Raw genomic sequence first — 18,678 nt, 5'->3', positions numbered from 1 at the left:
CTGATGGCTGCAGTCGAACCGAGTCCGTCGTTGTTCGTCCGGCCGCTGGGAGCGGTCGAGAACAACCCGACCGCCCTCAGGCTGATCCTGGGTGGCAAATTGCGCCAACTGCGGGTGAACGCCGGGCTGGACCCTGCGGACGTCGACGCCCGGCTGGGTTTCTCGCGTTCCAAGACCAGCCGGATCGAGCTGGGCCGCCACGGCTGCAAGCCGGCCGACGCGATGGCACTGCTGAATCTGTACGGCGTCGGGGCACAGGAGCAGGTCGATGAGTTCATGCGGCTGGTGACGCAGTCCCGCCAGACCGACTGGTGGCGCTCCTTCAGCGACGTCCTCTCCGACTTCTTCGAGCCGCTGGTCGCCCTGGAGGGCGCCGCGGCGACAATCCGTACCTACGAGCCGTTCTATGTGCCCGGTCTGCTCCAGACCGCCGCGTACGCCGAGGCGGTCGTCCGGTCAGGGCCGGGGCACCTCCTGACGCACGATGTGCGGCGCCGGGTCGAACTGCGTCAGGAACGCCAGCGGCAGCTCGACACACCGGAGGCGCCGCGCCTGTGGGCCGTCATCGACGAGTCCGTGCTGATGCGCACGGTGGGCGGACCGCACGTGATGCGCGAGCAACTGCTGTACCTGGTCGGGATGATGGAGCGGCCCCGGGTGACCCTGCAGGTCGCGCCGCTGGAGGTGACGGCCTCCGTCGGTGTCGGGACGGGCGTGACCTACCTGCGTTTCGCGCTGAGCGACCTGAAGGACGCGGTCTACATCGAGCACCTGACCGACAGCACCTTCTCCCAGAAGCCGCAGGCCGTCGAGCAGTACCGTGACATGCTCGACCGGCTGGGCGCGTGCGCCCTCACTCCCAAGCAGTCGCTGGAACTGCTCCAGCAGCGCATCAAAAGCCTCTGACGGTCGGAGGGTTCGACCGCGGTCCGGTGGTCCTGCCTTCGGTGTGCGCGCCTTCGAAGCCCGTGCCGCGTGGCCCGGCCGGGCGCTCCTTCGAGCCGGGTCGCCGGGCCGCCGCCCGCGCAAGGTGCCGTGTCGCTACGAGATGCGCGCGACCCCGCCCCACTCGATCCACTCGTCGGTCTGCTGCACCGGTGCCAGATCGTTGTCGGGTCGCCAGGTGGAGACCTCCACCAGTCCTGGCTCCAGTATCTCCATGCCGTCCAGGTAGGCGGCGACCTCGTGCTCCTCGCGGACCCGGCCCCAGTGGTTGTCCGTGGCCTGCGCCATGAAGTCGGTGACGAACTTGCGGATCTCCGGCCGGTCGCTCACCAGTTGGCAGACGACCAGGAAGCTGCCAGGGGCGAGTCGTTCCGCGACCCGGCGCACGATGCCGGCCGGGTCGTCCTCGTCCGGGATGCAGTGCATCACCGATACGAAGAGCGCCGCGACAGGCTGGCTGAAATCGATCAGCCGCCGCGTCTCCTCGTGGCCGAAAATATCGTCGGTGTCGCGCATGTCGGCCTGGATGACCGTGGTGCGGTCGTTCTCGTCGAGCAGGGCCCGCCCGTGCGCGAGCACGATGGGGTCGTTGTCGACGTAGACGACCCTGGACGCCGGATCGACCGACTGCGCGACCTGGTGGACGTTGTCCTGGGTCGGCAGACCGGATCCGTGGTCGATGAACTGGCGGATGCCGTAATCGGCCGCCAGCATCCGCACGACACGCCGCAGGAAGCGGCGGTTGTTGACGGCTAGTGTCTTCGAGCTGGGGACCTGCTTCAGAAGTTCTTCGCAAGCTTCGCGGTCCGACTGGTAGTTGTCGTCGCCCCCCAGCAAGTAGTCGTACATACGTGCCACGCTGGGCACTTTGGTGTCGATGGCGTCGGGGCGCCACGAACTCTGCATCCAGTCCTCACCCGCGTCGATGGAGATCCGGTTCTGTGGGAGCCACATGCTAGGGAGACCCCGCACGGCAGTACAGGTGGACAGCGGGGGCAGCGCTCCGGTACGTCGGCATTCGGCCATGGCGCTCCGTCCCGACCGCCCCACCCTCGCCAGGCGTTGCGCCGGTCAAAGCGTGCCCCACGAGTGCGCGCGGGTGCGGAGGTGGTCGTGGACGAGCGCCAGGGGCGGATGGACGAGGGCCCCGGCCCTGGTCGCCAGGTAGAGCGTGTTGAGCGGCGGCGCGGCGGGTTCGTGGAGCAGTTCGACGGAGCCCGCGGAAAGGGCCGGCTCGGCGAGATAACGGGGGAGGGCGCTCACCCCCGCGCCCGCGACCACGGCGGCCAGAACGGCGCGCAGGTCCGGGACGATCACGGAAATGGGGTTCGGCGGCCGACGCGCGAACTCACTCAGCCAGTAGCGGCGGACGATGGGCAGGTCGTCCGCGTAGCCGACCAGCGGGAGATGCGCGAGGGCGTCCACCGGGTCGCCGGCCAGCCGCGCGCCGTCGACGCTGCGGGCCAGGGACGGCGCGCCGACGAGGACGAACTCCTCGTCGATGAGCGGCGTGGCCACGATGTCCTGCTGCGTCGGCCTTATGGCGGACACCACCAACTCCACGTGTCCCTCCGTGAGGGCGGCGAGCAGGTCCCGAGCGAGACCCAGCGTCACATGGATCCGCAGCCCCCTGGACGTCAGCGGCGCGAGCGTGGGCAGGACACGCATGGCCATCAGCTCGCCCGGACCGGCGATCCGCACGGTCCCCACATGCGCCGCCCCTGCTCGCGACGGTTCGAGCGCCGCCCGCAACTCGTCCAGGTGCGTGCCGACGCGGGCGGCGAGATCGGCCGCGTGCGCGGTGGGGGTGACGCCCTTGCGGGAGCGGACGAACAGCTGCTCACCCAGTTGGTCCTCCAGCCTGGCCAGCTGTCCGCTCACCGCCGGCTGGGTGAGCCCGAGGCGCTCGGCCGCGGCGGAGATCGACCCGCAACGGTAGATCTCCACGAAGGTGGACAGCAGATCGAGTCCGGGCACGCAACCCTCGTTCCATAAGAGAAGTTATGACGCTCATGATGCCCGCGGATGATCCGGGGACAAAGCTGGGGTTGTCCCTGTCCAACAGCAAGACACCCGAGCCACGTAAGGACTGCTCCATGTCGAAGATCCTCATGGTCGTTTCCGGCGCCGACAGCCTCAAGCTGTCCGACGGCACCAGCCACCCCACCGGCTACTGGGCCGAGGAACTGGCCGCCTCCCACGAGGTGCTCCTGAAGGCGGGCCACGACGTGGTCATCGCGACCCCGGGCGGCGTCCGGCCGACCGTGGACGCCATCAGCCTCGACGAGCGCGGCGGCGTCCAGGAGGCCGACGCAAAGAGGTTCCGCGCCTACCTGGACGCCATCGACGCCGAACTGGCCAGGCCCACCGATCTCTCCACGGTGTCGGCCGGCGACTACGACGCGGTGTACATCCCGGGCGGGCACGGCCCGATGGCCGACCTCGCCTTCAGCGCCGACCTCGGCCGGCTGCTGACCGACGCCGACGCCCAGGGCAAGATCGTCGCGGCGCTCTGCCACGGCCCGGCCGCGCTGCTCAGCGCGGTCGGCGAGGACGGCTCCTTCGCCTTCTCCGGGCGCGAGATGACGACGTTCAGCGACGAGGAGGAGCATCAGGGCGGCCTCGGCGACAAGTCGCCGTACCTGGTCGAGTCGCGCCTGCGCGAACTGGGCGCCGTCGTCCGGCCGGGCGAGGCGTGGACGAGCCGGGTCGTCGTCGACGGCAACCTCGTCACCGGCCAGAACCCGCAGTCGAGCGCCGACACGGCGCAGCAGGTGGTCGAGGCGCTGGCACGCCGCTGACCCGGTTCTCCGTTCCCGCGAAAGGCCCCGGCCCGGTTTCCCCGGCCGGGGCCTTTGCCCTGTCCGCCCCGAGGCCGGCCGGCCCACCCGCCACGCCCGGGAGGCGCAGCGCCCCGTACGGATTCCCGACGCTGCCGCCGCTCCGGCGTTACGGATGGCCGTCACCAGGGCACTCGAGTCACGAAAGCACAGCCGGACCGGGTGACTGAATGCTCCTATTCGCCCACGGAATGTGACGACCGCGTTGGCCGGAGGCCGCCCGGGGGAGCACCATGGAACCGGCCCGCGTGAACCGCCCACGACCGCCGGACATGGTGATGAACGAGAACTCGACCCCGACCGTGACCGCCGCCGCTGCCGCCTCCGCCGCGGTGTTCGGCGCGCCCTGCTGGGTCAGCCTCATGGCTCGTGACCTGCAGGCAGCCCAGGACTTCTACGGGGCCGTGCTCGGCTGGAAGTTCCGCAAGGGAAGACTGGGCGACCAGTTCAGAGTCGCCGTGGTCGACGGTTCGCCGGTCGCCGGGATCGGCGCGCTGGCACCCGCGCTGACCGTCGCCGTCGCCTGGACCCCCTACTTCGCCGTGGAGGACGCCGACCGGACCGCGAGTCGCATCCGGGAACGCAGCGGCACCGTGGCGGTGGGGCCGCTGACCCTGTCCATGGGGCGCGGCGTACTCGCGGCGGACCGCGACGGCGCCGTCTTCGGCCTCTGGGAGGGCGAACTGATGCGGGACTGGCCCGCCTGGCGTGACAAGGCGCCCGCGTGGATCCGGCTGCTGGCCAAGGACGCCTTCGAGTCGGCGATCTTCTACGGCGAGGTGTTCGACTGGGCGTCCGACCGGGCCGGCTGCTGCGAGGTCAGCTACCTGGAAGGCGCGGTCGTGCTGCACCGCGAGGGACGGGTGCTCGCCAGACTCACCTCCGGAGCGGACGGCACCGCGACGAACCCCCTGCTGCATCCCCGCTGGCACGTGCACTTCGCGGTGAAGAACCTCGAGGAGACGGTGCGTACGGCCGACCGGCACGGTGGCACCGTCCTCGCCGAGCGCACCACCCCTCACGGCGCCGAGGTCACCCTGCGTGATCCCGACGGCGCCATCTTCAACGTGACCGCCACGGACAACGCCGTACCGCAGTAGCACCTGGGGAAGGACCTGCAGACATGGACCGCGCCGCTGTGTTCGACGTCGACGGGACGCTGGCCGACACCAACCATCTCCATGTCGTCTGCTGGTGGGAGGCCTTCCGGCAGGCGGGCCACCACGTGACCATGGACCACATCCACCGCTCCGTCGGGCTGGCCGGCCAGGACCTGGTGGAGCACGTGCTCGGCGACGACCGCGACACCGCGCAGGACGAGGCGATCAAGGCCGCCCACAAGGCCCTCTACGGGACGTACTCCGACCGGCTGCCGGCGTTCGACCAGGCGGGAGACCTGCTGCGCGCCCTGGCGGGCGACGGCTGGACCGTGGTGCTCGCGAGCTCGGCCGGCGGATCGGAGCTCGCGGCGCTCCGGCGGGCCGTCGACGCGGACGACGCCATCTCCGCGATCGCTGGCGCCGACGACGTGACGGAGGGCAAGCCCGCCCCCGACCCCGTCGAACACGCGCTGGAACTGGCCGGGGTCCCGGCCGACCGCGCCGTGTTCGTCGGCGACACCGTGTGGGACATGCAGGCCGCGTCCCGGGCGGGGGTGCGGTGCGTCGCGCTGCTGTGCGGCGGGATCCCGCGTACCGCCCTGGAGGCGGCCGGCGCTGCGGCGGTCTTCGACGATCCGGCGGATCTGCTGGCGCGGATCGGCACGGGCCCGTTCGCCGACCTGCTGGAGCCGTCCGGCCGTTAGGCCGCCGGGGTCTTTCCGTGTGCGTCGGCCGGGGCCGCTGCGTGCGCGGCACTCCTGCGGGGCATGGAAACCACGCGCGGGGTGCTCCGTGGCGCGGCCGGCGTGCACGGCGTGCGAGGGCTGTTCGGTCTGCGGGCCGCGCGCGGGCCGGGGCGGGCCTCGGTGGCCCGGTCAGGACCGGCGGCGGACGCCGCGCTCAGTGCGCCCGGTGGCCGACCAACGGCGCCGTCCGCTCGCCGGAGCCCTTGCGGACGCCGCGCAGGAATTCCTCCAGCGCCGCCGTGGCCGTGTGCCGCGGCTGCCAGTCCAACTCTTCCCTGGCCCGGGCCGTGCTCATCACCGGCATCCGCAGCAGCGCGTCGAACAGCTGCGGCGACGCCGGAACGGCGCGCAGTCCCCATGCGGCCGACACCACGGCGTGCGCGGCCTGCCGAGGGACCCGCACCACGCGGGCCTTGAGCAGCTCACCGAGGGTCTGCGCGTCGACGACCGGCTCGGCGGCGAGGTTGAAGGCCCCGCGCGCGTCGAGGAGGACGGCGAGGAGATACGCGTGCGCGGCGTCGTCGGTGTGCAGCGCCTGGAAGCGCAGTCCCTCGATGTCGGGCACGAAGGGCAGCAGCCCCGGCCTGATCAGCGGTCCCGGCAGGAACTTGCCGGCGAAGATCCGGCGCTGCTCGCTGGCCGAGGTCTCCTTGAACATGAACGCCGGACGCATCCGTGCCACGCGGATCCCGGTGTGCCGCAGTTCGAAGGCGTCGAGCGCCCGCTCCAGATAGGACTTCTCGAGGCAGTAGGCCGCCTCCGGCCAGCCGTGCGTGGGCCACGACTCGCCGACCCCGGGACCGGTCTTCGGCCCCGGCGCGTAGGCGCCGACCGACGAGGCGTGGATCAGCGCCGGGACCTGCGCCGCGGCCACGGCGTCGAAGAGCCGCAGCGACCCGAGGACGTTGGTCTGCCAGGTCGTGGCGGGGGAGTGCGTCGGCTGGAAGCGCCATGCCAGATGGATCACGGCGTCGGCGCCCTCGAGATGGCGCACGAGCCCTTCGCCGGCGTCCTCGCGGGCCAGGTCGACGGCCGCCCAGGACGTCCGCGAGATGTCCAGGTCGGGGACGCGCCGGGCGAGGCCGAGGACCGACGCGATCCGCGAGTCCTCGGCGAGCGCCCGCACCACGCTCGTGCCCACGTTTCCGGTGGCCCCGGTGACCACCACCCGCAGTCCTGTCTTCACGCTCATCAGCCACTCCGTGGGGTTCCCGGATCACCGGCCGGCTGCTGCCCGGGTCCCCGGCGGACGCGGACCGAAACGGATGAAACGCGCGGTGCTGGGCACACGGGATCAAAAGCCGGGCTACGGGATCAAGAAACCACCGGCCGGCGGTACGCCGGCACAGTCTGCCGAGGGAGTCGGGAATGACCAGTCTGCCGGGAGTGGACCGGGGCGGGGCCGCGATGGTGCTCGCCCCAGGTGTGTACGCCCCGCAGAGCGACACGTTTCTGCTCGCGGACGCGCTCGAGCGTGAACCGCTGAGGCCGGGTGCCGAGGTACTCGACGTGGGCACCGGGGCCGGGGCGCTGGCCCTCACGGCCGCCCGGCGCGGCGCCCGTGTGACGGCTGTCGACAGCTCATGGCGGGCCGTCGCCGCCACCCGCGTCAACGCGCTGCTCGCGCACCGCCGGGTGCGCGTCCTGCACGGTGACCTGCTGGACCCGGCCATGGGCCGGCGCTTCGACCTGATCGTGTGCAACCCGCCCTACGTGCCCGCACCTCACGCCCGCCCGCCACGGCGCGGCGCGGCCGTGGCCTGGGACGCGGGCCACGACGGCAGAGCCGTCCTGGACCGGATCTGCGACGGTGCCGCGGAGCTGCTGAAGCCGTCGGGAGCCCTGCTGATGGTGCACTCGGCGCTCAGCGGGGTCGGAGCGACCCTGGAACGGCTGCAGGACGCCGGCCTGGACGCCGCCGTCGTGGAGCGTCGTCTCGTTCCCTTCGGGCCCGTCCTGCGTTCGCGCAGGAAGTGGCTCGAGTGGCGGGGGCTGATCGCTCCCGGCGAGGACAAGGAAGAGCTGGTGATCATCCGTGCCGATCGAGCATGAGGACCGAACGGCCCCGGAGCCCTGCCGTGTGACGGTGACCCGGGAGGGCCCGATGCTGGTGGAGGGCCCCGTGGAGGTCGTTCTCGACGACGGGACCACGGTGCGGTCCGACCGGTTCACCGTCGCGCTGTGCACGTGCCGGCGCAGCCGGACGTACCCCTGGTGCGACACCAGTCACCGCCGACGGGGCAGGAGGTGAACGATGACGGACACGGTCACGGCCACGGAAGCGGCCCTGGAGGGCGAACTGCCGGACGCACGGGGCGAACTGTCGCACGGGGTGCTGCATGCCCTGCGGGACCCGGCCGGTGCGCCGCTGCCGGACCCCGGCGCCACGGAGAGCGCCGACCCCTTCGGTGACGACCTGCAACTGGCCCTCTACGTCAGTTACGAGCTGCACTACCGGGGCTTCGCCGGTGTCGACCCGGCCTGGGAGTGGGACCCGGGGCTGCTCGCGCTGCGCGCGGCAATGGAGCGGCGCTTCCTCGAGGCGCTCCGCAGGCGGGTCGCAGGCCACACGGACGTGTACGAGGCGCTGGAAGAGCTGCTCGTCGAACCGGTGGACGGCACCGGAGTGTCGTACTTCCTCAAGGACGAGGGCCGGCTCTGGCACCTGCGCGAGTACGCCGCCCTGCGCTCCCTTTACCACCTCAAGGAGGCCGACCCGCACGCCTGGGTGATCCCACGGCTCCAGGGCAGGGCCAAAGCCGCCTTCGTCGCGGTCGAGTTCGACGAGTTCGGCGGCGGACGCGCCGAGCGGGTGCACGCCCGGCTCTTCGCCGGGCTGATGACCGACCTCGGTCTCGACCCGTCTTACGGCCGGTACCTCGACGCCGCCCCCGCGGAGATGCTGGCGAACGTCAACCTGATGTCGCTCCTCGGGCTGCACCGCGCCCACCGGGGCGCTCTGGTGGGGCACTTCGCCACCGTCGAGGTGACGTCCTCACCCGGTTCGCGCAGGCTCGCCGAGGCGATGCGCCGTACCGGTGCCGGGCCCGCGGCCGAGCACTTCTACGCGGAGCACGTCACCGCCGACGCCGTGCACGAACAGATCGTGCGCCGCGACGTCATCGGTGGACTGCTGGCCGACGAACCCTCGCTCGCGTCCGACGTGGCTTTCGGTATAGCGGCCACGACGTGCCTGGAGGATCTCCTCGGGGACCGGCTCATGGCCGCCTGGCGGAACGGCGCCACAAGCCTGCGGACACCGCTGTGAGACCTGGCAATTGTGAGAACCGGCCCGGCGGCGGTGAACGCTCCGTCCCGGCGTGCCGTGACCCCTCCATACCAGCGACTACCTACAGTAGCCAGCTGTGTGGCGGACAGGACCGCTCCGGTTCACAATGAGGCACCGGACGGACCTCGCTCCGCCGTGTCAGGGGGCCGCATACACCGGGAGACCATGATGCTGATGCCCGACGTGAGTGTGATCACCAGGCTGATTGCCCGCTACCGGGCGCAGGAACATTACGTCCTCGCCGCTCCCCACGACGACTCCGCGCGGAGACGGTTCGAGGACACCGCCTACACATTGTGTGTGCTCATGTGCGAGCGCACGGCCCGCGACGCGCTCCTGGCGGCCGAGACCTATGTGGGCCGCCGGATCCGGTCGGCCGCACCGGTCGTCGGCGAGGGCGCGGCATCCGGCGGGCGCTGAGGGGGATCCCGGACAGACCGGCACGCACGGGTTTGGACGAGGGAGCGGGGAAGGACGAAGGTGTCTGAGGTTGAGGCCCGCACGAGGCTGCGAGCGCCGATGGCCCGCATGGCCAGCTGGAGCAAGGATCCGGCCGTCGTGCAGACGGTGCGATCGACCGCGGCGGCGACCATCTCGTACGTGGTCGCCGTGCAGGTGCTCGACAGTCCGGTCGCCCCGCTCACCGCGCCCCTGACGGCGCTGCTGGTCGTCCAGGTCACTCTCTACTCCACGCTCACCACCGGCGTTCGCCGGGTGAACTCCGTTGTCGTCGGTGTCCTCATCGCCATCGGCTTCAGCGCGCTCGTGGGCCTGACCTGGTGGAGCCTCGGGTTGATCATCCTGGCCTCGCTGGTCGTCGGCAGATTCGTGCGGGTCGACGAGTTCCTCCCCGAGGTCGCGATCAGCGCGATGCTCGTGCTCGGCGTGACCCAGGTGGGCAGCGCCGCGTGGGACCGGGTACTCGAGACGCTCATCGGCGCCGTCGTGGGGCTCCTCTTCAACGTGCTTTTCGTTCCGCCGGTATGGGTGGAGGCCGCCGGGGAGTCGATCGAGGACCTCGGGCGCCGCATGCGACGGCTGCTCCTGCGGATCGGTGAGGAGCTGACGAGTCCGACCCCGGTCGAGCGGGCGGCGGCCCGGCTCCACGAGGCGCGCAGGCTCGACAACGACATCGCGGACGTGGACGCGGCGCTGCGCCAGGCCGAGGACAGCCTCCGCTTCAATCCCCGGGTCAAGGAAGGCCTGTTGCACCGCATCGTGCTCCGAACCGGCCTCGACACCCTGGAGATCTGCGCCGTCGTTCTGCGGGTGCTGGCCCGCACCATCACCGACCTCGCCAAGGAACGACGGGAGGAGGAGCTGTTCTCCCACGAGGTCGGTGTCGCACTCGAGGAGCTCCTCTCGCACGTCGCGGACACGCTGGTGAGCTTCGCCGTCCTCGTCACCACACAGACCAGCGAGAGCGCCGACGCCGCGGAGGAGCGGCTCACCGGGGAGCTCGCCGCCGCCCGTGCCAGCCGCGACAACGCCGCCGATCTGCTGCTCAAGGGCGTTCAGCGACAGCCGCGCGACTGGCAGTTGCACGGCGCGCTGCTGACCGAGATCGACCGCATCCTCGACGAGCTGGACATGGACCACCGGTCACGGCGTCTCATGGAGGAGCTCGACCGCCACACCCGGGAACGGCGGGAGAAGCGCCCGCGGTTGTCCGCCCTCCGCGACTGGCTGTGGGGCAGGACACCGCGCCGCCGGATCCCCTGATCCGACGCGGCGGGGCGGCGGCCCGGGCCCGCCGCCCCGCCGCCGTGCGGTGCGTCAGCCGGCGGCCGGCGGGCGGGGCGCCAACAGGAAACCGTCGACCGGGCGGGTGGGGATCCGCCGCAGCGGGATCGACATGTCCTGCGGCGGAACACCGTATTCCAGCCGCGCCAGCTGTGGTACCAAGGCCTTCAGCAGCGCCACGGTGATGTCCTCGCCCGGGCACCGGTGGCCGCTCCCCGAGTCGCCGCCGCCCTGCGGGACGAGCAGGTCCGCTCCGGCCGGCCCGCCGTCGGCGAACCGCGCCGGCTCGAAGACGTACGGGTCGGGCCAGAGCTCCGGATCGTGATGGTGGCCGTAGACGTCGAGCAGCACGAGCATGCCCTCGGCGATCCGCTCGCCCCGCCACTCGAGGTCCCGCACCGCGACACCGCCCAGGAACGGGGCGAACGGATAGAAACGGCGAACCTCATGGGCGAACGCTTCCGCTTGGTCGGGGCCGCCGTCCCGCAGCAGCTTCCGCTGCCGCGGCCATCGGTTCATGGCGTGCGCGGCGAACGCCATGAACCAGGCCACCGCTGCCGTCGGCCGGATGATGTTGAGCACCTCGACCGCGGCGGTGTGCGGGTCCAGCAACATGTCGTCGTCGCGGTGAAGTGCCACAGCGTGCAGCGCCGCGTCGGAACTCTCCGTCCCGCTCCGGCGGATCTCTTCGATCAGGGCGCCGAGCCGCTCCTCCTGGCGGGTACGGGCCTTCCGGGCGCGCCAGTGCCGCGGACCCGCGGTGGCGAAGCCGTCGACCATCGCCACCAGGTCGCGCGCCGTCGCCCGGCCGTCGTCCTCCCCGCGGGGCACTCCCGCCCAGTCGCAGACGGCGCGGGTGATCAGCACACTCGCCTCTGTGAACAGTTCGATCCTCGGCCGGTGTGCCCACTCGGCGACGGCGGTGTCCCACTCCTTCACGGCCTGTCCGGCAAGGGCGTCGACGCCCTGCGCGTCCTTGAGGAGCGAGACGAACAGCGCCTTGCGGGCCCGGTGCGCCGAGCCGTCGAGGGTGTGCACCGCTCCCCGGCCGAAGAGCGTGTCCAGGACGGGCGCCGGCAGCGCGGAACGGCGTGCGATGTGCTGCTCGTCGTAGAAGAAGGGCACCGCGTCGAGGCCGTGCAGGGCGATCGCCGGGCGCCCCATGAGCCGCGTCCGCACGGGGGCGCCGCCGTTGCGCCGCAACAGGTCGGGAAGCCAGGCGTACCCCTCGAGAAGCGCGGGCACGGTGGCGTCGGGGCGAAGGATCTCGCGTAGTTCCATGCGGAGAAGGGTTCCCCGCCGCTACTGCGAAATGCCCTCATTCGCCCCGATGTGGTCACTGCCGGTGGTGCTGCCCCCGCAGACTGCGGCCCCTGCTGCGCACGATCTCCGCCGCCACTTCGCTCAGCTTGCGGTTGGTCCGCTGCGAGAAGCGCCGCAGGACGTCGAAGGCCTCGGCCGGGCCGCAGCCCAGGGCATGCATCAGGATGCCGCTGGCCTGGTCGATGACGGCGCGTGAGTCGAGCGCCGTCTCGAGCTGGTTCACCTGGGCGAGAGCCGCCCGGTAGAAGTGGTCACGCACCAGTCCCTGGGCGAACTGCTCGCCCAGCACGACCACCGGATGATGCGCCAGACGGGCGAACGCCCCGGGGTGGAAGCTGTAGAGACTCAGGGTCACCTCCACCTCGCTGCGCCGGAAAGGCATCGTGACGCTGGAGCGGATACCCGACTCCAGGGCTGCGGCGCGGTAGTCGGGCCAGCGTTCCTCGTCCAGCAGGTCGATGGCCGCGACGGGCTCGCCGGTGTCCAGGGCGCTCGAGGTCGGGCCCTCGCCCGAGTCGAGCTCGACGGAGATCAGCGTCGTCAGATCGGGGTGGGTGGCGGCGGCACGGCGCTCGGCCGAGCCGTCGGTCACCGTGGTCGCGGCGCCGCAGCAGGGCTCCACGCAGCGCATCGCCGCTTCCGTGAAGTCCGAGAGCTCGCGGGCGCCGGCGGCGGGTCCCACGGTCAGGTCCGTCGGGGGCAGCATTGCGTGTCCTCCTTCCGCGGGTGCGGCTGCCCGCCCCCTCGCACCACAAACCCCCGGCGTCTCGTGCCGAACTCCTGGTCGTCGCATTGCGCCGCCGCTCGGTCGGATAACTTTCTCCCATGGCGCAGAGCGATGAGTTCGGCGGCGACCTCGAGGATTTCGTCCGCCGGGTGGCTGAGCTGAGAGCCGCGCGAGGGCTGCCGCCGGACGAGCAGCAGACCCTTCTGGACGCGGCCCTGTTCGAACTCCAGCACGTTTCGGAGACCCTGTGGCCCAAGTACGAACGCCTGGCGGCACAGGGGCCGGCCCGGGCGTCGGCGGACCGCACCGAACTCCAACTGCTCCGGGCCCTCTTCCAGCGGCTGCCGCTGCCCGTGGCCCTCATCGGGGGTGACACGGTCGTCCGCCGGATGAACCTCGCCGCCACGGACCTCACCGGCGTACGGGCCGGCTTCGCCGCCGGCCGGCCGCTGTCCAGACTGCTGCGCCCCGGCGACCGCGGCGCCCTGCGCACGCAGGCGGCCGCCGTCGCCAGGGGAGAGGGGCCGCGCAGTCTGCGCGTGCATCTCCAGAAGCGTCCGGAAGAGCCGTTGCGGGCCACACTCACCGCCCTGCGCCCGCCGAACGAGCCGCACCCCGCCGTGCTCATGGTCCTGCAGTCCGACAGGGACCACGACCGGCCCGAAGGCGGCACCCCCGGCCCGCCGGGGACCAGGCTGCGCCGCGCCACCGCCCCCGACCTCGCGGAAGCCGCCGCGCACGCGGCCCAGATGGACCTCCTGGACAGTATGACCACCGCCCTGCTGCGCGCCCCCGGCGGCGAACCGGAAGCCGCGCTCGGCGCGGCCGCGGCGGTCCTCGCCGCCCACGGCGCGGACTGGGCCGTCGCCGACCTCGTCACCGGCGCCGGTCTGCGGCGTATCGCCGTACAGGGCCCGGCCGACGACGAGGCGGCCGCGCTGGCGGCACGGATGGCTGCGCAGGACCCGGCCGACTGTCCGATCGTCGTCGACTGCGCCGGCGAGGGATCCTCGCTGCTCCAGGTGCGCCCGGAGCACCTCGACTGCTTCGGCCGTGACGCCGACGGGGACTCCGTCCTCGTCCAGGCCGACGTGACGTCCCTGCTGTGCGTGCCCGTCCAGGAACGCGGTGAGGCAGGGGGCAGGGTCCTCGGGGTGCTGTCGCTGTTCCGCAGCGGAGGCACGCCCCCGTTCTCGATGGCGCACGCCCGGACCGTCGACGTCGTCTCGCGGCATGTCGCGCTGGCTATGCGGCGCGCCGCATGACGTCCTCGTGCACGGTCTCGTCCCGCATGACCTCGTTGCGCAGTTGGTCGCAGCTGCGGCTGATCAGCCGGGACACGTGCATCTGGGAGATGCCCAGCGTCTGGGCGATGCTGCTCTGGGTCATGTCGCGGAAGAAGCGCATGTAGAGGATGTTCTGTTCACGCTCGGGCAGCTTGCGCAGTCCCGGCTTCACCGCCTCCCGGTCCACGAGCACGTCGATGGCCGGATCGGCCGCACCCAGCGTGTCGCTCAGCGAGTAGCCGTCGTCGGCGCCCGGGAGTTCCGCGTCGAGGGACAGCGCCGTGAAGCTCTCCAGAGCCTCCAGGCCGACCAGCGCGTCCTCCTCGGACACGCCGGCGCGTTCGGCGATCTCCGCGACCGTCGGGGCGCGCCCAGAGACGGTCTGCACCAGGTCCTGGCGGGCGAACCGGACCCGGTTGCGCAGGTCCTGGACGCGGCGCGGCACGTGCAGGGCCCACATGTGGTCGCGGAAGTGCCGCTTCACCTCGCCCACGACGGTGGGCACCGCGAAGCTCTCGAACGCGCCGCGTGAGGGGTCGTACCGGTCGACCGCCTTGACCAGGCCGAGAGCGGCGACCTGCTGAAGGTCCTCGATGGACTCGCCGCGGTTGCGGAACCGGCCGGCGATCCGTTCGGCCATCGGCAGCCAGGCGGACACGATCTCCTGGCGTACCTCCTGCCGGTCGGGCCCTTCCTCGAGTTCCGCCAGCCTGCGGAAGGCGGCCGCTGTGTCGGGGGCGTCGGAGTGAGAGTGCTTGGTGTGAGCGAACGTGGGCATGATGTCGCGACTCCCTGGGATGTGGGGGCTGCTATGCCGGAAAAACGAGTCACCCGGGGACACGGACAGGGGCTTGACGCACCCGGAGCATCCGCTCCCACGGGGCGTGCCTGCTGTCCGAAGCACAACACGCACCTGCCCGGGCGTGTGCCGCCAAAACCTCTCAGCCGACGGCAGGAACGTCGATCCGCGCGTCGACGGGGAGGTGGTACACGGCGAAGGCGTGGCCGATGACCGGTTGCGCGACATTGCGCACCTTGACGCCGCCGGCGGTCATCCCGTGCTCGGTGCCCATGTGGGCGTGACCGTGCACCGCCAGGTCCGCCTCCGCCTCGTCGACCGCCTCAGCGAGGAGGTACGTGCCCAGGAACGGGTAGATCTCCAGTGGCTCCCCGGCGAGCGTGTCGGGGACCGGTGAGAAGTGCGTGAGGGCGATGAGGACCTCGCAGCCCTGTTCCCGCAGATCGAGCAGGGAGCGCGCCAGATCGGCCGCGCACCGGCGGCTGTAGCGGACGAAGGACCTCATCTCCGGCTCGCCGAACTCACCCGCGTTGCGGCCCGCGAAGCCGCCTCCGAAGCCTTTCGTACCGGCGATGCCGACCTTCGTGCCGCCGACGTCGAGCACGGTGCCCTCGCCTTCGAGGACGGTCGCACCGGCGCGCTCCAGCACGGCCGTCACCTCGTCCTGAAGATCACTGTGGTAGTCGTGGTTCCCCAGCACGGCGACGACCGGTACGGGCAGCCCCTCGATCTCGTCGGCCACCACCCGCGCCTCCTCGACGGTGCCGTGGCGGGTCAGGTCGCCCGCCAGCAGCAGCATGTCGGCACGGTCGCCGAGCGTCTCCCAGGCGGGGCGCAGCAGCCCCCGGCTGTCGGACGCCAGATGGATGTCCCCCACGGCAGCAACACGGATCACTCGAGCTCCTCGGGCCGTTCGGGGGCCGTGGCGACGGCGACCGAGAGGTCGGCCCGCACCGGCAGCCCGCCGAGTTCGGTCTCTGCGATACGCAGGATCTCGCTCCTGCACGCGGCCGTGGACACGGTGCCCCACAGGTGCACGTATCCGCCGCGCATGTCGATCTGCACGCCCAGTTCCGAGATCTCCTCGTCCGCGAGACGTTCACGCAGACGCGCGATCCGGTACTCGGAAGCCTCAGGTTCCTTCATGTGGCACCTCCCGCGGCGGGATGACGTCCAGCCGCTCCAGCAGATACAGGAACGCGTCCGGCATCGGCGAGGAGGAGTGTTCGCGGCGCAGCCGGTCCCAGTCGACCCGCTCGCGCAGCGCCCGGGCGATCGGCAGCAGCGCGCCGAAGTCGCAGTGGTGCTCGGACAGCGCCGCGAGCCGGCTCTCCAGCAGGTCGGACGGGGCGAGCACCGGCATGTGTACCGAGTCGACCGGCAGGATCTCGGCCCGGTCGAGCATCTCCTTGGTGACGGGGCGGTGGGCCAGCTCGAAGATCAGGTCGATCTGCTCGCCACCCGCTCTGGCCTTCACCAGCCAGTCCTCCGGCGGGGAGACGACCTGGATCCCCCCTTCGACGAGGGTTCGGACGACGCCTTCCGCGTCTTCCCTGCGGAGGCAGAAGTCGGAGTCGTGCTGCAGCCGGATGGGCACTCCGTGCGCGTAGGCCGCGACGCTGCCCACCAGGGCGAAGGGGTACCCCGACGCCTTGAGCAGTGCGCCCACCTGCTTCGTCGCCTGGAGGATCGCCTGGGTGTGGTCCTGAGGCAGGTCGTCCGGGGCGCTCGCGGCCGGCTGGACGGCGGCGACCGCGTCGAGCGCTCCGCCGGGCCCGGAGGCTCGGGGCAGAGTTCCCGGCCGGGCCGTGTCCTGGGGGTGGTTCATCGCCGGTTCTCCGTCCTGGGTCGGTCTCGGAGGCCGTTGGCCTGTTTTCCCGCTGCTCCCGCTGTCCGCAGACGTCGTGAGGACACGACAGGTACCCCATCGACGGTAATTGATCCGTCCCCGGCCGGTCCCTGTCCGCCGGGCCGCCCGGCGGACAGGGACCCGGCGCCCCACCGCGGCCCCGCTGCGCCGCTCTTCGAGAGGCGGCTGTCCCGAGGCGGCGGGACGGCGGTGTGGCACCGCCCTCGGCGGGTACCCGCACGATCGCGGGTGGCCGCTGCCGAGCAATGCGGCAGCAGTCGGAATGCCGGTACGAGTGTCGAGGAGGCTGGGGCCCATGGTCTCGCGAGCCACCAGGCCGCCGGGGGAGGAATCCGCCGCCGGAGGTGAGCGGTTCGGCGTCGCCGCCGCACGGCGGGGCGACACCGCCGTGCTCTCCCTGAGCGGTGAGCTCGACCACGACACGGCCGAACCCTTGCGGGAGGCCGTGGAGGAGCATCTGCGCAAGGGCGCCAAGCGGATCCTCGTCGACTGCGCAGGCCTCGATTTCTGCGACTCCACCGGGCTGAACGTCCTGCTGCACGGGCGATTGGCCGCCCAGGAAACGGACGCACGGGTGGAACTCGCGGGCCTGCGGCCCCCTGTGGCGCGCATGTTCGAGATCACGGGGGCGCATGCGGTGTTCCGGGTGCACGCCGGCGTGGAGGAAGCGCTGGCCGACGAGCCGTCGACCTGACGGAGGAGGCCTGATGACCACGGGCCCCGGAGGGCACGGGCAGACCCGCCGACTGGCGCTGTTCGGCACGAAAGGGGTCGTCAGCCGGTGTCGTGACTTCACCGAGCAGGCGCTCGCCGACTGGGGGTGGACGGCGGCCGGCCCCGAAGGACCCAGCGACGTCGTGGAGGACGTACTGCTGCTCGTGTCCGAGCTGGTGACGAATGCCTGTCTGCACGCGGGCGGACCCGAGGAACTGGTGCTCAGCAGGTCCGCCGGGTGGCTGCGGGTAGAGGTGGCCGACGCCGACCCGCGCCGCCCCCGGCGCAAGGTGCAGAACGACCTCTCCCGGCCGGGCGGCCACGGGCTGCTCATCATGGAGCGGCTGGCGCACAGCTGGGGCTCGGAGCCCCGTGGCACGGGGAAGGTCGTCTGGCTGGAGGTGCGGCTCAGTCCCGCACGGGGACAGCGGACGAGTCGTCCATGATCCCGGCTCGCAGCTTCTCGAGGATGCGTGCCAGCAGCCTCGACACGTGCATCTGGGAGATGCCCAGGCGCTCGCCGATCTCCGACTGCGTCAGCTCCTCGCGGAAGCGCAGCGAAAGGATCAGTCTGTCGCGCTCGTCCAGCATGGCGATGAGGGGCTTGAGCGCCTCGAGGGAGTCGATGATGTCGAAGGCCGGGTCGTCGATGCCGAGGCGCCTGGTGACGGTGTTCGACACGTCCTCGTCGTTCACCGTGGCGTCGAGGGACTGCGCGGTGTAGCCGTTGGACGCCCGCTCCCCTTCGAGCACCTCCTCTTCGCTTACGTGCAGGTACGCCGCCAGCTCGGCGGTGGTGGGCCTGCGTCCCAGCCGCTGCTCCAGGACGTCGAGCGCCTTGGCGAGGTCGATCCGCAGCTCCTGAAGCCGGCGCGGCACCCGCACCGACCAGCTGGAGTCCCTGAAGAACCGTTTGATCTCACCGATCACGGTCGGGAGGGCGAACGAGGCGAACTCGACCTCGCGGTCCAGGTCGAAGCGGTTGATCGCCTTGATCAGACCGATCGTGCCGACCTGGATGATGTCCTCCATCGGTTCGGCCCGGTTGGCGAACCGGAGCGCCGCGAACTTGACGAGGCTCAGATTGAGTTCCACAAGTGTGTTGCGGACGTACGAGTACTCCGGGGTGCCCTCTTCGAGGTCCGTGAGCCGGGCGAACAGCGTGGTCGACAGCGCGCGGGCGTCCATGGGACTGACGGCCCGAGGGTCGGGGATCTCGGGGAGGCCGTCGGGAACGGCGCGCCCGTCCATCGCGAGGATCGGCTCCGGGCCGCCGGCTGATCCGGGGGTTCCACC

The 18,678-nt window shown here is 71.6% G+C and carries 22 protein-coding genes; 12 read left to right on the top strand and 10 right to left on the bottom strand.

All coding sequences use genetic code 11. From position 1 onward, the window contains the following. The first annotated feature begins 3 nt into the window (after positions 1 to 3). Positions 4 to 906: a helix-turn-helix domain-containing protein gene (locus MDN94_RS34315; RefSeq protein WP_482729716.1), complete on the top strand. Its 903-nt coding sequence runs from the start codon at positions 4 to 6 to the stop codon at positions 904 to 906. A gap of 135 nt (positions 907 to 1,041) precedes the next feature. Here MDN94_RS34315 and MDN94_RS34310 read toward each other — a convergent pair whose 3' ends face one another. Continuing rightward, positions 1,042 to 1,851 carry an SAM-dependent methyltransferase gene (locus MDN94_RS34310; RefSeq protein ID WP_482729853.1) on the bottom strand — a complete coding sequence of 270 codons (810 nt, stop codon included), beginning with the start codon at positions 1,849 to 1,851 and terminating at the stop codon, positions 1,042 to 1,044. A gap of 165 nt (positions 1,852 to 2,016) precedes the next feature. Further along, complete coding sequence (locus MDN94_RS34305; RefSeq protein WP_482729715.1) at positions 2,017 to 2,922, bottom strand: LysR family transcriptional regulator; 906 nt, start codon at positions 2,920 to 2,922, stop codon at positions 2,017 to 2,019. A gap of 119 nt (positions 2,923 to 3,041) precedes the next feature. On the opposite strand from MDN94_RS34305, the gene MDN94_RS34300 reads away from it, so the two are divergent. The 3 genes from MDN94_RS34300 to MDN94_RS34290 all read left to right on the top strand — a co-directional run bounded on the left by MDN94_RS34300 (position 3,042) and on the right by MDN94_RS34290 (position 5,589). Further along, positions 3,042 to 3,746, top strand: coding sequence for a type 1 glutamine amidotransferase domain-containing protein (locus tag MDN94_RS34300; RefSeq protein WP_482729714.1), 705 nt, complete (start codon positions 3,042 to 3,044; stop codon positions 3,744 to 3,746). 317 nt (positions 3,747 to 4,063) lie between these two features. Continuing rightward, positions 4,064 to 4,885, top strand: a complete 822-nt coding sequence (locus MDN94_RS34295; protein WP_482729852.1) for a VOC family protein — start codon at positions 4,064 to 4,066, stop codon at positions 4,883 to 4,885. A 23-nt stretch (positions 4,886 to 4,908) separates the two neighbouring features. Further along, positions 4,909 to 5,589: an HAD family hydrolase gene (locus MDN94_RS34290; RefSeq protein ID WP_482729713.1), complete on the top strand. Its 681-nt coding sequence runs from the start codon at positions 4,909 to 4,911 to the stop codon at positions 5,587 to 5,589. A gap of 196 nt (positions 5,590 to 5,785) precedes the next feature. Here MDN94_RS34290 and MDN94_RS34285 read toward each other — a convergent pair whose 3' ends face one another. Beyond that, positions 5,786 to 6,823: an NAD-dependent epimerase/dehydratase family protein gene (locus tag MDN94_RS34285; protein WP_482729712.1), complete on the bottom strand. Its 1,038-nt coding sequence runs from the start codon at positions 6,821 to 6,823 to the stop codon at positions 5,786 to 5,788. A 176-nt stretch (positions 6,824 to 6,999) separates the two neighbouring features. Between MDN94_RS34285 and MDN94_RS34280 the strand changes: the two genes are divergently transcribed. The 5 genes from MDN94_RS34280 (at position 7,000) to MDN94_RS34260 (ending at position 10,642) form a co-directional block, all read left to right on the top strand. Continuing rightward, positions 7,000 to 7,683, top strand: coding sequence for a HemK2/MTQ2 family protein methyltransferase (locus MDN94_RS34280; RefSeq protein WP_482729711.1), 684 nt, complete (start codon positions 7,000 to 7,002; stop codon positions 7,681 to 7,683). Between the two features lie 52 nt (positions 7,684 to 7,735). Beyond that, a complete protein-coding gene (locus tag MDN94_RS34275; protein ID WP_364596112.1) occupies positions 7,736 to 7,882 on the top strand; it encodes a CDGSH iron-sulfur domain-containing protein in 147 nt (48 codons plus the stop codon). A 3-nt stretch (positions 7,883 to 7,885) separates the two neighbouring features. Next, positions 7,886 to 8,899, top strand: a complete 1,014-nt coding sequence (locus MDN94_RS34270; RefSeq protein ID WP_482729710.1) for an iron-containing redox enzyme family protein — start codon at positions 7,886 to 7,888, stop codon at positions 8,897 to 8,899. Between the two features lie 195 nt (positions 8,900 to 9,094). After that, positions 9,095 to 9,340 (top strand): DUF5133 domain-containing protein, encoded by a 246-nt coding sequence (locus tag MDN94_RS34265; RefSeq protein ID WP_482729709.1) that lies wholly within the window; start codon positions 9,095 to 9,097, stop codon positions 9,338 to 9,340. Between the two features lie 99 nt (positions 9,341 to 9,439). Further along, positions 9,440 to 10,642 carry an FUSC family protein gene (locus MDN94_RS34260; protein WP_482729851.1) on the top strand — a complete coding sequence of 401 codons (1,203 nt, stop codon included), beginning with the start codon at positions 9,440 to 9,442 and terminating at the stop codon, positions 10,640 to 10,642. Positions 10,643 to 10,696: 54 nt separating this feature from the next. On the opposite strand, the gene MDN94_RS34255 is transcribed toward MDN94_RS34260, so the two are convergent. Together MDN94_RS34255 and MDN94_RS34250 are read right to left on the bottom strand one after the other, a co-directional pair. Then, on the bottom strand, positions 10,697 to 11,944 hold the full coding sequence (locus MDN94_RS34255) for a cytochrome P450 (RefSeq protein WP_482729708.1): 1,248 nt from the start codon (positions 11,942 to 11,944) through the stop codon (positions 10,697 to 10,699). Positions 11,945 to 11,999: 55 nt separating this feature from the next. Continuing rightward, positions 12,000 to 12,692 carry an ANTAR domain-containing response regulator gene (locus MDN94_RS34250; protein ID WP_482729707.1) on the bottom strand — a complete coding sequence of 231 codons (693 nt, stop codon included), beginning with the start codon at positions 12,690 to 12,692 and terminating at the stop codon, positions 12,000 to 12,002. 119 nt (positions 12,693 to 12,811) lie between these two features. On the opposite strand from MDN94_RS34250, the gene MDN94_RS34245 reads away from it, so the two are divergent. Then, a complete protein-coding gene (locus tag MDN94_RS34245) occupies positions 12,812 to 13,978 on the top strand; it encodes a PAS domain-containing protein (RefSeq protein ID WP_482729706.1) in 1,167 nt (388 codons plus the stop codon). On the opposite strand, the gene MDN94_RS34240 is transcribed toward MDN94_RS34245, so the two are convergent. The 4 genes from MDN94_RS34240 to MDN94_RS34225 form a co-directional block, all read right to left on the bottom strand. Next, entirely contained in the window at positions 13,959 to 14,777 is an 819-nt protein-coding gene (locus MDN94_RS34240; protein ID WP_482729705.1) for a SigB/SigF/SigG family RNA polymerase sigma factor, read from the bottom strand. The genes MDN94_RS34245 and MDN94_RS34240 overlap by 20 nt on opposite strands. A 163-nt stretch (positions 14,778 to 14,940) precedes the next feature. Next, positions 14,941 to 15,693, bottom strand: a complete 753-nt coding sequence (locus MDN94_RS34235) for a metallophosphoesterase family protein (RefSeq protein ID WP_482729704.1) — start codon at positions 15,691 to 15,693, stop codon at positions 14,941 to 14,943. After that, the gene (locus MDN94_RS34230) at positions 15,690 to 15,944 is read right to left on the bottom strand and encodes a BON domain-containing protein (protein ID WP_482729703.1); all 255 of its coding nucleotides are present in this window, start codon (positions 15,942 to 15,944) and stop codon (positions 15,690 to 15,692) included. The genes MDN94_RS34235 and MDN94_RS34230 overlap by 4 nt, the downstream gene beginning before the upstream one ends. Continuing rightward, a complete protein-coding gene (locus MDN94_RS34225) occupies positions 15,931 to 16,626 on the bottom strand; it encodes a nucleotidyltransferase family protein (RefSeq protein WP_482729702.1) in 696 nt (231 codons plus the stop codon). Before MDN94_RS34225 ends, MDN94_RS34230 begins: the two co-directional genes overlap by 14 nt. A gap of 337 nt (positions 16,627 to 16,963) precedes the next feature. Here MDN94_RS34225 and MDN94_RS34220 point away from each other — a divergent pair, with 337 nt between their 5' ends. Beyond that, positions 16,964 to 17,362 carry an STAS domain-containing protein gene (locus MDN94_RS34220; protein ID WP_482729701.1) on the top strand — a complete coding sequence of 133 codons (399 nt, stop codon included), beginning with the start codon at positions 16,964 to 16,966 and terminating at the stop codon, positions 17,360 to 17,362. Positions 17,363 to 17,375: 13 nt separating this feature from the next. Continuing rightward, positions 17,376 to 17,828 carry an ATP-binding protein gene (locus tag MDN94_RS34215; protein WP_482729700.1) on the top strand — a complete coding sequence of 151 codons (453 nt, stop codon included), beginning with the start codon at positions 17,376 to 17,378 and terminating at the stop codon, positions 17,826 to 17,828. On the opposite strand, the gene MDN94_RS34210 is transcribed toward MDN94_RS34215, so the two are convergent. Beyond that, positions 17,791 to 18,633, bottom strand: coding sequence for a SigB/SigF/SigG family RNA polymerase sigma factor (locus tag MDN94_RS34210; RefSeq protein WP_482729850.1), 843 nt, complete (start codon positions 18,631 to 18,633; stop codon positions 17,791 to 17,793). The genes MDN94_RS34215 and MDN94_RS34210 overlap by 38 nt on opposite strands. Between the last annotated feature and the right edge of the window lie 45 nt (positions 18,634 to 18,678).

The organism is Streptomyces sp. WAC00040 (genome assembly GCF_056835925.1).
This window is presented reverse-complemented; position numbering and strand designations above follow the sequence as displayed.